The following is a 13,329-nucleotide window of genomic DNA, read 5'->3' on the forward strand; positions in this document are numbered from 1 at the left end:
GATGGACGAGGCCACGCAGGCGCTCGTCGACGGGGCGCCGGGCGCGGACGACGCCTATGCCGCCGCCCTGGAGCGGTGGCTCGCGCTCGGCGGGGACGTCCTGGACACCGTCGCCGAGCCGGGCCGCCCGCTGGACGTGCTCCATCTCGGCGGCGGTGGGCTGACCCTGCCGCGGTACGTCGCGGCGACCCGGCCCGGCTCCCGGCAGGACGTCGTGGAGGCCGACCGGGCGCTGCTGGAGCTGGTCGTCACCCACCTTCCGCTGCCGGTCGACGCCGACGTCACCCTCCACGCCGCTGACGCCCGCGCCTGGCTGGAAGCCGCCCCGGACCACTCCGCGGACGTGCTCATCGCCGACGTCTTCGGCGGCTCCCGGGTTCCGGCGCACCTGACGTCGCTCGGATACGCGCGGGAGGTGGAGCGCGTCCTGCGAGCGGACGGCGTCTACCTCGCCAACCTGGCCGACGGCGCGCCCTTCGCCTTCCTGCGCTCCCAACTCGCCACCTTCGCGGCGGTGTTCGAGGAGCTGGCGCTGATCGCCGAACCGGCCGTGCTGCGCGGCCGCCGCTTCGGCAACGCCGTCCTGCTCGCCTCGCACGACCCCGTCGACACGGCCGGCCTCGCCCGGCTCACCGCCTCCGACGCCTTCCCCGCCCGCGTCGAACACGGCGCCGCGGTGCGGGACTTCATCGGCGGGGCCGAGCCGGTCCGGGACGAGGACGCCGTCCCCTCACCCGAGCCCCCCGAGGGGGCGTTCGGCATCGGCTGAACCGGCCTCCCCGGCGTGCGCGTTCGCGGCGGCGCGGCGGAATACGGCCCGCCCCGACGGCCCTCCGCACGGCCCGTCCGGGGCACCGTTCCGTACGGCCCGTACGGGGGGGCTCGTTCGCACAGCCCGTCCGGCAGTCCCTTCCCGCCGTCCGGACGTCCGGGCGGCGGGAGCGTCAGCCGGTCGGGTCGCCGTGCAGCCGGACCGTGCCCAGGATCTGCTGGATCGTCGCGTCGGGCACTTCCTCCTTGACGCCCTTGGCGCCGTAGAAAGTCCACGAGACGAAGTCGCCCTGGGAGTTCTTGAAGGCGAAGGTCGTCGCCTTGCCGTCGGTGTCGCACTTGTGCGTCCGCGGCACGCCCGACGTGTACGACGTCGCCACGCTGCCCTGGACCCCGGCCTTCGTGGTGTACGGCTTGGCCGCGCCGATCTTCAGGTACTTCTTGGCGGCGTCGCTCTGGTCCGTGTAGCCGCCGAAGGCGAACGCGGCGGCGTCACCGCGGGCGATGCCGGCGGTGTCCTTCGCGCCGTCCTCGCCCTTGGTGCCGCTGGCCGCCAGCGACGAGGTCTCCTTGTAGCCGTCCTTGTCGTCGTCGGAGGAGCAGTAGTCCTCCTTCAGGTAGGCGGGCGCGGAGAAGCCTATGTAGGGGGAGCCGTCGCCCTTCTTCTCGTCCTCGAAGAAGGAGAACACGCCGGGGGACTGCACCGCCCAGTCGGCCGGGACGTCGAAGGCGGTGCCGTACTTGGGGTTCACGACGACCTTCCAGCCGGCGATCGTCGGCTTCTCGGTCTCCGTGCCGCGCGGGTTGTCCTCCGAGCCGGAGGCCGCGCCGCTCGGGTCCGGGGCCGACGCGGAGGGGCTCTCCTCGCCCTTCGCCGTCGTCCCCCCGTCGTCGTCCCCGCCGAGGACCAGGAACCCGGTCACACCGGCCGTCACGACCACGGCCGCCGCGGCGACGATCGCGACGATCTTCGTGCGGTTGCCGCCCCCGCCCTGCGGCGGACGCGGTCCCTGCGCGACCGTGGGCGCCTGCCACTGCGGCTGCTGCGCATAGGGGTTGGGCTGCTGGTACCCGGGCTGCTGATACGGGTTCGGCTGCTGGTACCCCGGCTGCTGGTACGGGTTGTGCTGCGGGTTCTGCTCGCCCCCGGGCGGCTGCTGTCCTGGCCACATGGCCAGTAACCCTAGTGGCGCCACGGACACGATTGGGTCACCGCCCCTTGTCAGGGACGTACCAGAAAGACGAGAACGCTCCGGGGCGGACGGGCCGCGTTCCCACTGCTCTGGCCAGTGGAGCTACTGGTGAGTAACCTGCGGTCATGAACGCAGACCAGATGTCGATCGGCGAGCTGCTCGCCGCCACGGTGCCGATGGTTCGCACCCTGAACCTGGAGTACCTGGAGACGACCCCGGAGCGGGCCGTCCTGGCCCTGCCGGACCAGAGCGAGTACCGCAACCACGTCGGCGGGCCGCACGCCGGCGCGATGTTCACCCTCGCCGAGTCCGCCAGTGGCGCGATCGTCCTCGCCGCCTTCGGCGACCAGCTCGCGCGGGCGGTGCCGCTGCCGGTCACCGCCCAGATCGCGTTCAAGAAGATCGCCCTCGGGCCGGTCAAGGCCACCGCCACCCTCGGCCGCCCCGCCGCCGAGGTCGTCGCCGAACTCGACCGGGGCAGGCGCCCGGAGTTCCCGGTGACCGTGGAGATCCAGCGCGAGGACGGCGCCGTGACCGGCGAGGTGACCGTCGTGTGGACCCTGCGGCCCAACAGCTGAAACGTTCCTCAGGAGTCGTTCCGCGCCGGGTGCGGAGAGGGGCGCGAGGCCTTCGCGGGATCGCGCCAGCCCCGGATGGGCGCCCGGCCTGGATCGGGTGCGCCGAGACCCGGCCGCCGGCAGTGCGGGCCTCGCGCACCATAAGTGCGGACGGCGATGTGAGTGCGACTGATCACGCGCCCTGCGCAGGCTCACGGGGACGGGAGCGGCGCCGCGAAATGCGGGCGACCCCGCGATGGCACGACGCGGACCGATTACAACCCCCCATGTGAATCCCTACGTGAAGAGGTGGAGTCGGCCACCGACCGCGCCTGCGGCGCCTGGCCGTACGGGGGTTGGCGACCAGCGTGACGTGCGGTTTCGACGCAGGCGGAGGCCGCGCTTGTCAAGGCTCTTTCTATTAGCACAATTTCGGCCGCCGAGCCTTTCCGGCCGCTTGTTCCCATGAGCCGCCTGTGCCAAGGTGAGCGTTCCTGCGAGAGAGGCGATGGTCAGGTTCGCTTTCCCGACGGGTGTGCACCCGTCAGGCACCTGCTTTCCAGTGGACGCGCGTATCGCCTGCCGTCCTGCGCCTTGGAAAGGAAACGGCTCAGTGCAGTACCCCCACCCCCCACACCTTCCCTGTCCGCCGCACTCCCCTTCCCGGGAGTCCGACCGCACCCTCGTCGCCCGCCTGCGGGGCGGCGACGGCGGCCACCGCTCCGTCGCCGGGCTCCTCGCCCGGCACTGGCGCGCCACCTACGACTACGCGGGCATCTGCCTCACCGGCCACGGGAGTTCCGCGGCGATGGTCGCCACCGAGGCCTTCCACCGGGTGCTGCGGCGCGCGGCGGACGGGCCGGACGGCGGCGCCCTGCGCCCGGCCCTGCTCGTCGCCGCCCGCGACACCGTCCGCGCGTGGGCCGCCGACGACGTCGCCTGCGTCGTGCTCCCGGAACTGCTCAGGCCCGGCGGCGGTCGCGCGCTCCGCGCGGTGAGCGGTACGACACCCGAACGACGGCAGGTCGCCGAGCGGGCCTTCCGCGCTCTGCCCGGACCCTTCCAGTGCCTGTTGTGGCACACGGAGGTCGAGGCCGACCCCCTGTCGGTGCCCGCCGCCCTGCTGGCCATGGACACCGCCACGGCGGCGGCGTCGCTGGAGCAGGCGCGGCGGCGGTTCCGGGCCGGCTGTGTGCGCGCCCACCACGACCTCGCCCCGGCCGATGAGTGCCGCCGCTGCACCCCGCACCTCCAACGCTTCCCGCGCCCGGGCGCCGCCCTGCCGCCCGACGTGCGGCGGCACGCCGCCCGCTGCCGCCACTGCGGGCACGCCACCGAACAGCTCGGCCATTTCGACGGCGGCCTGGACGTCCTGCTCGCCGAAGCGGTCCTCGGCTGGGGCGCCCGCCGCTACCTCGCCACCCGCCCGGCCCGCGCCGTCCGCCGGACGACGCCGGGAACCGGCGGGCCGACCCGTCCCCGGCGCGACGCCGGCGGCCGCACCGGGCCGGCCGACCGCGACGAGCCGCCGCGCGGGCGGCGGACGGCGGTGGCCGTGGGCGTCGGCCTCACGTCCCTCGCCCTGCTGTCGACCGGGCTGGTGGCCGGCGGCCGGCTCGGCGACCACGCCGTCCCCGGCCCACACATCACCTGGGACGTGCCCGGCCGCCCCCTCGGCCCGGGCGCGCCCGCCATGCCGTCATCCGGTGAACGGGAGAAGTGAGAAGGGCGCGGCAGGCAACGTACGCCGGCGTCCGCGCGTCTGTTCCACCGGGAGCGCAGCCGCGCGCTCGGCGGGAAGGTCTCGCAGCCGGCCGAGCAGGTAGGCTTCCCGGGGGCCGCCGTAGCGGGCGCCCCCGGGAACACGGACCACGATCGGGGAGGAACCGGCGGTGCACGTGCAGGAATGGCTCGACACGGTACCCGCGGTCGCCGTCTACGCCGTGGTGGGCCTGGTCATCGGTCTGGAGAGCCTGGGCATCCCGCTGCCGGGCGAGATCGTCCTGGTCTCCGCCGCGCTGATGTCCTCCCAGCACATGGGCATCAACCCCGTCGTCCTCGGCGCGTGCGCCACCGCCGGCGCCGTCATCGGCGACTCCATCGGGTACGCCATCGGCCGCAGGGGCGGCCGGCCGCTGCTGGCCTGGCTGGGCAGAAGGTTCCCCAGGCACTTCAGCGAGGGGCACGTGGCGACCGCCGAGCGGTCCTTCGAGAAGTGGGGCATGTGGGCGGTGTTCTTCGGCCGCTTCGTCGCCCTGCTGCGCATCTTCGCCGGCCCGCTCGCGGGCGTGCTGCGGATGCCGTACTGGAAGTTCCTCATCGCCAACGTCCTCGGCGGGATCTGCTGGGCGGGCGGCACCACCGCGGTCATCTACTACGTCGGTGTGGTCGCCGAGTCCTGGCTGAAGAAGTTCTCCTGGCTGGGCCTGGTCGCCGCCGTGGTCGTCGGACTCGGCTCGATGCTGGTCCTCAAGCGCAGGGCGAGGAAGGCCGGCCCCGTCCGGCTCGAGGCCGAGGAGCCGGAGCCGGTCCCGGCGGGCGAGTAGCCGGCCCCGGGACACACCCTCCGAGACCCGCGTGCCTCCACGGTCCCTCATGGACAGTGGAGGCGTGCCCCGCGGGGAATGCCTACGCGTGCACGTCACGGTGCTGCCGCGCCAGCTCCGCGTACATCGTGCCGTTGAGGCTGATCCCCTGACGCTCCTCCTCGGTCAGCTCGCGCCGCACCTTGGCGGGCACCCCCGCGACGAGCGAACCCGGCGGCACCCGCATGCCCTGCGGGACCAGCGCCTGCGCGGCCACCAGCGAGCCGGCGCCGATCACCGCGCCGTTCAGCACCGTGGCGCCCATGCCGACCAGGCAGTCGTCCTCGACCGTCGCGCCGTGCACGACGGCGTTGTGCCCGATGGAGACGCGCTCACCGACGCTGACGGGGAAACCGGGGTCGGCGTGCAGCGTGCAGTTGTCCTGGACGTTGCTGCTCGCGCCCACCTCGATGCGCTCCACGTCACCGCGCAGCACCGCCCCGTACCAGACGCTCGCGCCCGCACGCAGCGCCACGTCCCCGATCACCGTGGCCGTGGGCGCCACGAACGCCTCCCCGTCCACCTGCGGTTCCCTGCCGCCGATGCCCGTGATCAGCGCCTTGTGCGTCATGCTCGTCTCCAACGTCCTCAAGCTTCGTGGGTGTGCCGAACGGTACGTCATCCGGTGGGGCGAAGATCACAGCCGTCCGGCCCTCTGGGCGCCGTCCGCGCTGAGTACGGTGAGCGGGTGCCCAAGCGCAAGAACACGTTCTCATCATGGCGGCGCCGCCTCGCGCAGCGCGCCGTCCACGCGGGCTGGGCCTTCGTGCAGCGCACGGGTTCCGTCACCGCCGAACGCCCCGGCCGCTTCCGCTTCGGCGCGATGGGAACAGGTACCAGGCTCGCCTTCCCGCTCGGCACGGTCTTCGGCGAGCCCTGGATCCACCTGGGCGCGCACTGCGTCATCGGCGAGCAGGTCACCCTCACCGCCGGGCTGATGCCGGACCTCGACCTCGGCCCGGACCCGATCCTGCGCGTCGGCGACGGCGTCGTCCTCGGCCGCGGCAGCCACGTCATCGCGGATACCGCGGTCACCATCGGCAGCGACTGCTACTTCGGTCCGTACGTCTACGTCACCTCCACCAACCACTCGTACGACGATCCGCACGAGCCCATCGGCAGGCAGTGGCCACGGATGGAACCGGTGGAGATCGGCCCCGGATGCTGGATCGGCACCGGCGCCGTGATCCTGCCGGGGGCGCGGATCGGGCGGAACGTCGTGGTGGCGGCCGGCGCGGTGGTCCGTGGCGAGGTCCCCGACCACGCGGTCGTGGCGGGCGCGCCCGCCCGGGTCGTGCGGCGGTGGACCGCGGCCGAGGGCTGGCAGCCGCCGCTGCGGACACCGGCGCCGGTGCCGATCCCCGAGGGCGTCACCCCTGAACAGCTGCTCGCCCTGTCGGGCCTGGACGAGGAGACCGTGGCCCGGCTGGCCGTGCTGGACGACGAGAGCGCGGCCCGGCTCATCGGCCCGGCGCAGGGCCAGGGCGCTCGTCTCGCCGAACTCGACTAGGCCGGCGTTCGCGCCGAGTTCGACTGGGTCGGCGTTCGCCGAGGTGGGACGAGTGCTCGAGGTCCGGGCCTGGCGCGTACCGGGCGGTCACCCCGTCGCCAGCAGCAGGGTCCCCACCAGGGCCAGGCCCGCGCCCGCCGCCTGGATCGCGCGGAGCCGCTCGCGGAGGAAGCCCCGGGCGGCCAGCGCTGTCACCACCGGGTAGAGGGAGGCGAGCACGGCCGCCACCGTGACCGGCCCGTGCTGCGCCGCCACCGCGTACGTGCCGTTGGCCCCCACGTCGGCGAGCCCGACGAAGGCCAGCGCCGGCAGGGCGCGCCAGGGGAAGCCGGTCTCCGGCAGCGCGGCGCCGCCGCGCCGTGTGGAGACGTACAGGGCCGTGCCGCCCACGGCGACGTTCGTGACGCGCTGCACGAAGAGCGCCAGGAACAGGCCCCCCACGCTGGTGGAAGCCTCCGCGATCAGCGCGAAGACGGCGCCGAACCCGAGCGCGGCGACGAGTGTCAGTGCGATCGCCCGCCGTTGCACCGCGGCGCCCTTGAGCTGCGGACCGCCCGCGAGCACGACACCGCCGACGGCGACGGCGATGCCCGCGACCTGCAGCCACCCGGGCCGCTCGCCGAGCACGAGCCCGACGGAGACGGGGACCGCGACGCTCAGCGTGGCCAGCGGCGACACCACCCCCATCGGGCCGAGGGCGAGCGCCTTGTAGAAGGAGAGCATCGCCATCGGCCCGACCGCGCCGGCGGCGAACGCGAACCACAGCCGGGGACCGGCCTCGCTCCAGCCGCCGGTCGCCACCACGATCGCGCCGAGGACGGCCGCCGCGATCGTCTGGGAGACGACGACCACCGTGAGGGCCGGATGGCGCCGCGTCAGCAGTCCGCCGCCGAAGTCGGCCAGACCCCACAGGAGACTGGTGGCCAGGGCGAAGAATGCTGTCACGACAGGCCTCGCAGTACAGTTCGGTGAACGATCGGGTGCACCCCACCGTAGTTCAGTGAAGTGAACTCTGTCATCCACCATATTGGACGGAATGTGTCGGACCTCGACCTGCTGACCCAGTCCCTGGCGCGGAACGTCAAGCGCTGGCGTACCGAGCGCGGCTTCACCCTGGACACGCTCGCCGCCCGCGCCGCGGTCAGCCGCGGCATGCTCATCCAGATCGAGCAGGCCCGCACCAACCCCAGCCTCGGCACCGTCGTCAAGATCGGTGACGCGCTCGGCGTCAGCATCACGACCCTGCTCGACTACGAACAGGGGCCTACGGTCCGCATCGTCCCGGCCGACCAGGCCGTCCGCCTGTGGCACACCGACGCGGGCAGCTTCAACCGGCTGCTCGCGGGCGTCGAGGCCCCTGGCCCGCTGGAGATGTGGGAGTGGCGTCTGATGCCCGGCGAGCGCAGCCCCTCCGACCCGCATCCCCAGGGCACCGTGGAACTCGTCCATGTCACGGCGGGGGAACTGACCCTCACGGTGGACGGAACCGAGTACCGCGTCCCCGAGGGCGCGAGCGCCTCCTTCGAGGCCGACACCCCGCATGTCTACGGCAATGACGGCGACGTCCCGATGGAGATGGTGATGGCCGTGTCCGTCCCGCCCGTGCACTGACCCCGGCCGGCGGAGAGCGGACCGGCCGCCCGTGCGCCCGTCGCCGAGACGGGGTAAGGCCCCGACCCGCGTCCGGGCTTGGAACGAGACGAGCGGGAACGGTCCGGTCCGGGTCCACTCGTGCAGCGAGACGGGGTGAGAACGGGACGGTGCCCGTCCGCTCGTGCAGCGAAACGCCCGGTCGGCGTGTGCCGGCCGGCTGTTACCGTGCGGTCATGCACGCACCGATCGGGAACTTCGACCAGGCCGCCCCCGCCCCCGACTGCCTCGACGAGCTGACCCGCCCGGTCGCCGACGCCGTACGCCACTGGCGCGGCAGTGTCCCCGCCGAGCAGATCGTCTACGTGGAGACCGACCCGCAGTGGGCCGACACCGCCGTCTTCGTCGAGCACTACGGCCGGGACCTGCTCGAACAGTCCGCGAACTGCGTGGTCGTCGCCGGCCGACGCGGCGGTGACACCCGTCTCGCCGCCTGCGTGGCGCTCTCCACCACGCGCGTCGACGTCAACGGCGTGGTGCGGCGCCGCCTCGACGCCCGCAAGGCGTCGTTCGCGCCTATGGACGTGGCCGTCGGCGAGACCGGCATGGAGTACGGCGGCATCACGCCGATCGGGCTCCCCGCGCACTGGCCGATCCTCGTCGACTCGGCCGTCGTCGACCTGCCGTACGTCCTGGTCGGCAGCGGCCGCCGGCGCGGCAAACTGCTGGTGCCGGGCAAGGCGTTCGGGGAGCTGCCCGGGGCCGAGGTCGTGGAGGGCCTCGGGATCTGACCCGGCCGGCACCTGGTGCCGCGACAGGCAGCGTTGCCCCGTCGCGACGCCCGGCACGCGCTCTCGCCGCCCCGGACCCGAAAGCCCGAAGACTGGGGCCTGTCGGATGGGTCGAGTCCTAGCGCAGGTTCAGCTCGCCGACTGTTTGACCTCCGCTGGTCTCACCCGTCAGACGGAATCCGAGCCCGAGGTAGAAACCTTCGGGACCGCCCGTGCCCGGATGCCAAGTGGTGGTCAGGCGCGTGCCGCCGCGACGGCGGATTTCAGCAGCAACGGACTCGACCGCGAAGCGACCGTAACCTCGACCCTGCTCGCCATCGGCGATGTTGAGCCGCCAAAGACCGGAACGGAGGTCGGTGCCTGTGCCGTCGCCCCTCCAGTCGATGTCGAAGAAGGCCATGAGGAAACCGACGGGACGGTCACCGTCAAGGATGAGGCGGGGCCAAGCTATGCCGGGATGGACATACGCCTCGGCCAGAGATTTCACGACCGGCGCGACCAAGTGCTCCTGATCCGGGCGAACCCGCAGACCGATCGCTGCGTCGAAGTTGGCCGGGGTGATCTCCCGAAGACAGAGTGTGGTCGTCACGCAGGAACCCTAAGCCAGTGGATCAAGTGGACGTTGCGCGGGTGCGTCGTCGGACGCGGGAACCCTGCTCGATAGTTCGTGTGCCCGGTAGGCGTGTCCAAAGCCTGTCGGGTCAGGTGCTGATGACGGTGACATCCTCACCGCCGCAGGCAGTGCAGCTGCGCTCGATCTCGGGCTGCATGTGGTCCGCCGCGACCACGGCGCCGAGGTCGCCAACTCTGTGAGCCGGCGGCTGGTCTTCGCGGCGCACCGGGACGGTGGGCAGCGGCAGTTCGTGGAGCGTCCCATGCCCGACCTGCCGGACGAGTCCTTGGCACCTGTCCTGGCCTGGGCCCAGGAACGGCTGGAATCACCGCTCACCGTGTCCGGCCTTGCGGCGCGTGCGGCGGTCAGTCCGGCGACGCTGCACCGCCGCTTCCGGGCGCAACTGGGCACGACGCCGCTGGCGTGGCTGACGGGGGAACGGCTTGCTCTGGCGTGCCGGTTGATCGAGCGAGGTGAGTCCCGGTTCGAGGTAGTCGCGCGACGCAGCGGGCTTGGCACCGCTGCCAATCTGCGCACGCTGATGCGCCGCGAGACCGGCATCACACCGTCGGCCTACAAGCGCCGGTTCGGTCCGGAGGTGAACTGACGGCGGAAAGCGCGAGGCTGATACGCGCCGGCGAACCCGTGCGGATGCACGCCGAGGACCGCGCAGTCGGCCGAGGGCGGCGCCTCGGTGGGCGGCGCCGGCGGGCCGATGCCGTAGTCGTGCCGGGCGATCCGGGCGTGCTTCGGCAGCGCCGCCCGTGTGACACCGAGCGCGCCCGCGGTGAGCCCCGCGGGACCGGCTCCGATCACGACCACGGGGCGGCGTTGCGGGGGGCGTGCGTCACGCGTGCGCTATGACGGCGTTGCGTCAACCGGGGAGGGTGTGCGGGACCGACGCGGCTCACACAGGCTCACACAGGCCTCGGCAGCGAAGGCGGGGCCGTCGGGACTACCGGGCCAGGCGGGGGATTTCGATCGCCGGGCAGCGGTCCATCACCATGTCGAGCCCGGCCGTGCGGGTGCGCTCATAGGCGGCCTCGTCCAGGACGCCGAGCTGGAACCAGACGGCCTTGGCGCCCTTGGCGACCGCCGCGTCGGCGACCGGGCCGGCCAGCTCGCTGTTGACGAACACGTCGACGACGTCCACGTCGAAGGGGATGGCCGCGAGGTCGGCGTACCCCTGTTCGCCGTGCACGCTCTCGGCCTTGGGGTGCACCGGCACGACCCGCTTGCCGAAGCGCTGCAGCACCTCCGCGACGCCGTACGCGGCACGGTTCCGGTTCGACGACAGGCCCACGACGGCCCAGGTGTCGCCGAGTTCGGTCAGGATCTTGCGGATCGTCGCTGCGTCTCCGTACACGGTGGGTCTCCTGGGGACTCGGGAACTGGGTCTTGGGATCCGGCGGAAGGCGGACGACAGGGCAACAGCGGCCGCCGGCCGGCGATTCCCCTGCCGGACGAGTGCCCGGCGTCGGGCTCTTCCCCCGTCCGCGGTCACGCGTCCGCAGGTGGCGGTCGTCCGGCCGGGACCCATCCTCCCGGACGGCCCCCGCGTGCGTCGTGAAGGGTCTTCGCGGCTCCTGGTGGACGATCCCCGCGCTTCTCACGGACGTGCTCGGCGGCGTCCGTCCGCTCGACCCGGCGACCGGCCTTCCGGACCGGCCTCCGGGTGCCCTGGTCGCGTCGACCGGACTCCCGGCCCTTGGACTCCCGGGACCCCCGCCCTCGGCCCCCTGGACCCCGGACCCCGCCGACCGGCCGGACGCGGGGCGCCGCGGGCTCCGTGGCCGGTGGAATTCCGCCACCTTCCGCGGAACGCGCGCCACCTGCCTGCGCACGGCCCGGCTCCCGCCTACGCTCGGCCCGTGCTGCGCATCACCGACGCCCGAACCGGCGAGCCCGTCGCCGCCGCCCCCGCCCGCCGTGGCCTGACCCGTGTCGAGGCGCACGCGTCGGGTTTCGATGCCTCGGGCCTGCGCGTGCTCCTCGTCGCCGACCTCCTCGTCCGCGCCCTGGAGCTGGGCGGCACGCCCGTGTGGGCGCTGCTGACCGGGGACCGGGAGCAGGCGGAGCTGCGGGCCGGCGCCACGGTCCTCGGCACCCGGCCCTTCGAGGACAGCCGCGACCTCGGCGCCGCACTCGGCGAGGCGCAGGTCGTCCATGTGGTCGGCGAGGACGGCGCGGCTCCCGACGGCGTCCGGATCGCCGTGGCGCCCGTCCACTCCGCGGTGGCGGTCGCGCCCTTGTCCGCCGACGACCCCGCCGTGCTGCGCCTGGCCCTGCTCGCCCGTCCCCGCGAGCTGCCCGTCCGGCTCGACGAGTCGGCGCTGGCGGACGCCCGCCGCACCCTGGAGCGCTGGCGCCGCGCGGTCGCCGCGTGGGCGAGCCGCCCATCGCGGCCCGTCCCCGACGAGGTGCGCGGCCGGCTGCGCGAAGCCTGGGAGGACGATCTGGACGTCCCGGCGGTGCTCGGGGTGCTGGAGTGGGTCGAGCACCGGCCGGACCTCGACGACGGCGCCCGCTTCGAGACGTACGCCTACGCGGACCGGCTGCTCGGCCTCGACCTGGCCCGGGACCTGGGGCGCACGGCCTGACCGCCCGCGGTGAGCGCGGCCCGCCACGGTGTCCGGTGGCCGCGCGGCACACGGGGTCCGCCCGACCCGGGCGGGCCCGTCGCCCACGAGCAGCCGGCCGCTCACGCGCACCCACCTCCTGCCCCCAGCCGTGCCCCCTCCCCACGAGGCCGTCTCCCGCCCGCGCGCTCGGCCGTCCCGTCTCCCCACCGGGGCCGCGGCCCGCCCGTGCTCGGCCGCTCCCGCCGCTGAGCTCCCGTCCCACCCGCGTTCCGCCGCCCGCGCCGATCGTGCCGTGGCGGCCGACGACCGGACGGCGACCGTGCGGCGGCCGGCCTCCGGCGGTCCCGGTCCGCGCGTCCGGCAGGCGGCAGGGGTGTGCCCCGGACCGCGTCGGACGTGGGCATAGGCTGGCCGGATGCAGGACGAGTACCGCACAGTCGCCCGCGCGGGCGTGCACGAGACCGAGGTCAACCGCTCCCGTTTCCTGTGCGCCCTCGCCCCGGCGGCCACCGAGCAGGAGGCTCAGGACTTCCTCGCCGCGGTCCGCAAGAAGCACGCGGACGCCAACCACAACTGCTGGGCCTACGTCATCGGCGCGGACGCCGCCGTGCAGAAGGCCGGCGACGACGGCGAACCGGGCGGTACGGCCGGCGTGCCCATGCTCCAGATGCTGCTGCGTCGCGACATGCGGTACGTCGTCGCCGTGGTCACCCGCTACTTCGGCGGCGTGAAGCTGGGCGCCGGCGGGCTCATCCGGGCGTACGGGGGAGCGGTGGGCGAGGCTCTCGACGCGCTCGGGACGATCACCCGGCGCCGCTTCCGCCTCGCCACCGTGACCGTCGACCACCAGCGGGCCGGCAAGCTGCAGAACGACCTGCGGGCCACGGGACGGGAGGTGCGGGACGTGCGCTACGGGGAGGCCGTCGCCATCGAGGTCGGGCTGCCGGACGCCGACGTGGACGCCTTCCGGGGGTGGCTGGCGGACGCCACCGCCGGCACCGCAAGGTTCGAACTGGGCGGCGAGGCCTACGGGGACGCATGATACTTCGGACAAGGCGAACATAACGGGGCGACAGGCGGTCGCCGACGGCGGCCGATACGGGAGTAACCGCCCGTGATGTCAGACCCGGCGGTTAG

14 protein-coding genes and 2 pseudogenes are annotated in these 13,329 nt (G+C 73.7%); 10 read left to right on the plus strand and 6 right to left on the minus strand.

Features of this window, described 5'->3' with window-relative positions:
- The first annotated feature begins 1 nt into the window (after nucleotide 1).
- On the plus strand, nucleotides 2-769 hold the full coding sequence (locus ACWDNY_RS23075; protein ID WP_451647689.1) for a spermidine synthase: 768 nt from the start codon (nucleotides 2-4) through the stop codon (nucleotides 767-769).
- Between the two features lie 175 nt (nucleotides 770-944).
- On the opposite strand, the gene ACWDNY_RS23080 is transcribed toward ACWDNY_RS23075, so the two are convergent.
- The gene (locus ACWDNY_RS23080) at nucleotides 945-1,943 is read right to left on the minus strand and encodes a hypothetical protein (protein ID WP_451647690.1); all 999 of its coding nucleotides are present in this window, start codon (nucleotides 1,941-1,943) and stop codon (nucleotides 945-947) included.
- Nucleotides 1,944-2,104: 161 nt separating this feature from the next.
- Between ACWDNY_RS23080 and ACWDNY_RS23085 the strand changes: the two genes are divergently transcribed.
- The 3 genes from ACWDNY_RS23085 to ACWDNY_RS23095 all read left to right on the plus strand — a co-directional run bounded on the left by ACWDNY_RS23085 (nucleotide 2,105) and on the right by ACWDNY_RS23095 (nucleotide 5,067).
- The gene (locus ACWDNY_RS23085) at nucleotides 2,105-2,542 is read left to right on the plus strand and encodes a DUF4442 domain-containing protein (RefSeq protein WP_451647713.1); all 438 of its coding nucleotides are present in this window, start codon (nucleotides 2,105-2,107) and stop codon (nucleotides 2,540-2,542) included.
- A 592-nt stretch (nucleotides 2,543-3,134) separates the two neighbouring features.
- Nucleotides 3,135-4,244 carry a hypothetical protein gene (locus ACWDNY_RS23090; protein WP_451647691.1) on the plus strand — a complete coding sequence of 370 codons (1,110 nt, stop codon included), beginning with the start codon at nucleotides 3,135-3,137 and terminating at the stop codon, nucleotides 4,242-4,244.
- Between the two features lie 169 nt (nucleotides 4,245-4,413).
- A complete protein-coding gene (locus ACWDNY_RS23095; RefSeq protein WP_451647692.1) occupies nucleotides 4,414-5,067 on the plus strand; it encodes a DedA family protein in 654 nt (217 codons plus the stop codon).
- Between the two features lie 82 nt (nucleotides 5,068-5,149).
- Here the strand turns inward: ACWDNY_RS23095 and ACWDNY_RS23100 are convergent, their stop codons facing one another.
- Entirely contained in the window at nucleotides 5,150-5,677 is a 528-nt protein-coding gene (locus ACWDNY_RS23100; RefSeq protein WP_451647693.1) for a gamma carbonic anhydrase family protein, read from the minus strand.
- A 117-nt stretch (nucleotides 5,678-5,794) separates the two neighbouring features.
- Between ACWDNY_RS23100 and ACWDNY_RS23105 the strand changes: the two genes are divergently transcribed.
- Nucleotides 5,795-6,616 carry an acyltransferase gene (locus ACWDNY_RS23105; RefSeq protein ID WP_451647694.1) on the plus strand — a complete coding sequence of 274 codons (822 nt, stop codon included), beginning with the start codon at nucleotides 5,795-5,797 and terminating at the stop codon, nucleotides 6,614-6,616.
- Nucleotides 6,617-6,703: 87 nt separating this feature from the next.
- On the opposite strand, the gene ACWDNY_RS23110 is transcribed toward ACWDNY_RS23105, so the two are convergent.
- A complete protein-coding gene (locus ACWDNY_RS23110) occupies nucleotides 6,704-7,561 on the minus strand; it encodes an EamA family transporter (RefSeq protein ID WP_451647695.1) in 858 nt (285 codons plus the stop codon).
- Between the two features lie 93 nt (nucleotides 7,562-7,654).
- Between ACWDNY_RS23110 and ACWDNY_RS23115 the strand changes: the two genes are divergently transcribed.
- Entirely contained in the window at nucleotides 7,655-8,227 is a 573-nt protein-coding gene (locus ACWDNY_RS23115) for a helix-turn-helix domain-containing protein (protein WP_451647696.1), read from the plus strand.
- Nucleotides 8,228-8,442: 215 nt separating this feature from the next.
- Nucleotides 8,443-8,997: a YbaK/EbsC family protein gene (locus ACWDNY_RS23120; protein WP_451647697.1), complete on the plus strand. Its 555-nt coding sequence runs from the start codon at nucleotides 8,443-8,445 to the stop codon at nucleotides 8,995-8,997.
- A 118-nt stretch (nucleotides 8,998-9,115) separates the two neighbouring features.
- On the opposite strand, the gene ACWDNY_RS23125 is transcribed toward ACWDNY_RS23120, so the two are convergent.
- Entirely contained in the window at nucleotides 9,116-9,586 is a 471-nt protein-coding gene (locus tag ACWDNY_RS23125) for a GNAT family N-acetyltransferase (protein WP_451647698.1), read from the minus strand.
- A gap of 121 nt (nucleotides 9,587-9,707) precedes the next feature.
- Here ACWDNY_RS23125 and ACWDNY_RS23130 point away from each other — a divergent pair.
- Nucleotides 9,708-10,217 (plus strand): annotated as a pseudogene (locus ACWDNY_RS23130) (helix-turn-helix domain-containing protein); the annotation flags it as partial.
- Nucleotides 10,218-10,243: 26 nt separating this feature from the next.
- Here the strand turns inward: ACWDNY_RS23130 and ACWDNY_RS23135 are convergent.
- Nucleotides 10,244-10,393 (minus strand): annotated as a pseudogene (locus ACWDNY_RS23135) (4-hydroxybenzoate 3-monooxygenase); the annotation flags it as partial.
- A 172-nt stretch (nucleotides 10,394-10,565) separates the two neighbouring features.
- Complete coding sequence (locus ACWDNY_RS23140; protein ID WP_451647699.1) at nucleotides 10,566-10,976, minus strand: CoA-binding protein; 411 nt, start codon at nucleotides 10,974-10,976, stop codon at nucleotides 10,566-10,568.
- A gap of 505 nt (nucleotides 10,977-11,481) precedes the next feature.
- On the opposite strand from ACWDNY_RS23140, the gene ACWDNY_RS23145 reads away from it, so the two are divergent.
- Together ACWDNY_RS23145 and ACWDNY_RS23150 are read left to right on the plus strand one after the other, a co-directional pair.
- Entirely contained in the window at nucleotides 11,482-12,210 is a 729-nt protein-coding gene (locus tag ACWDNY_RS23145) for a hypothetical protein (protein WP_451647700.1), read from the plus strand.
- Nucleotides 12,211-12,607: 397 nt separating this feature from the next.
- Nucleotides 12,608-13,234, plus strand: coding sequence for a YigZ family protein (locus ACWDNY_RS23150; protein WP_451647701.1), 627 nt, complete (start codon nucleotides 12,608-12,610; stop codon nucleotides 13,232-13,234).
- The last annotated feature ends 95 nt before the right edge of the window (nucleotides 13,235-13,329 follow it).

Source organism: Streptomyces sp. NPDC003697 (assembly GCF_053587115.1).

Coding starts and splice junctions, on each gene's coding strand:
- ACWDNY_RS23075 (WP_451647689.1), top strand. CDS start 2: ATGGACGAGGCCACGCAGGCGCTCGTCGACGGGGCGCCGGGCGCGGAC.
- ACWDNY_RS23085 (WP_451647713.1), top strand. CDS start 2,105: ATGTCGATCGGCGAGCTGCTCGCCGCCACGGTGCCGATGGTTCGCACC.
- ACWDNY_RS23100 (WP_451647693.1), bottom strand. CDS start 5,677: ATGACGCACAAGGCGCTGATCACGGGCATCGGCGGCAGGGAACCGCAG.
- ACWDNY_RS23120 (WP_451647697.1), top strand. CDS start 8,443: ATGCACGCACCGATCGGGAACTTCGACCAGGCCGCCCCCGCCCCCGAC.
- ACWDNY_RS23080 (WP_451647690.1), bottom strand. CDS start 1,943: ATGTGGCCAGGACAGCAGCCGCCCGGGGGCGAGCAGAACCCGCAGCAC.
- ACWDNY_RS23150 (WP_451647701.1), top strand. CDS start 12,608: ATGCAGGACGAGTACCGCACAGTCGCCCGCGCGGGCGTGCACGAGACC.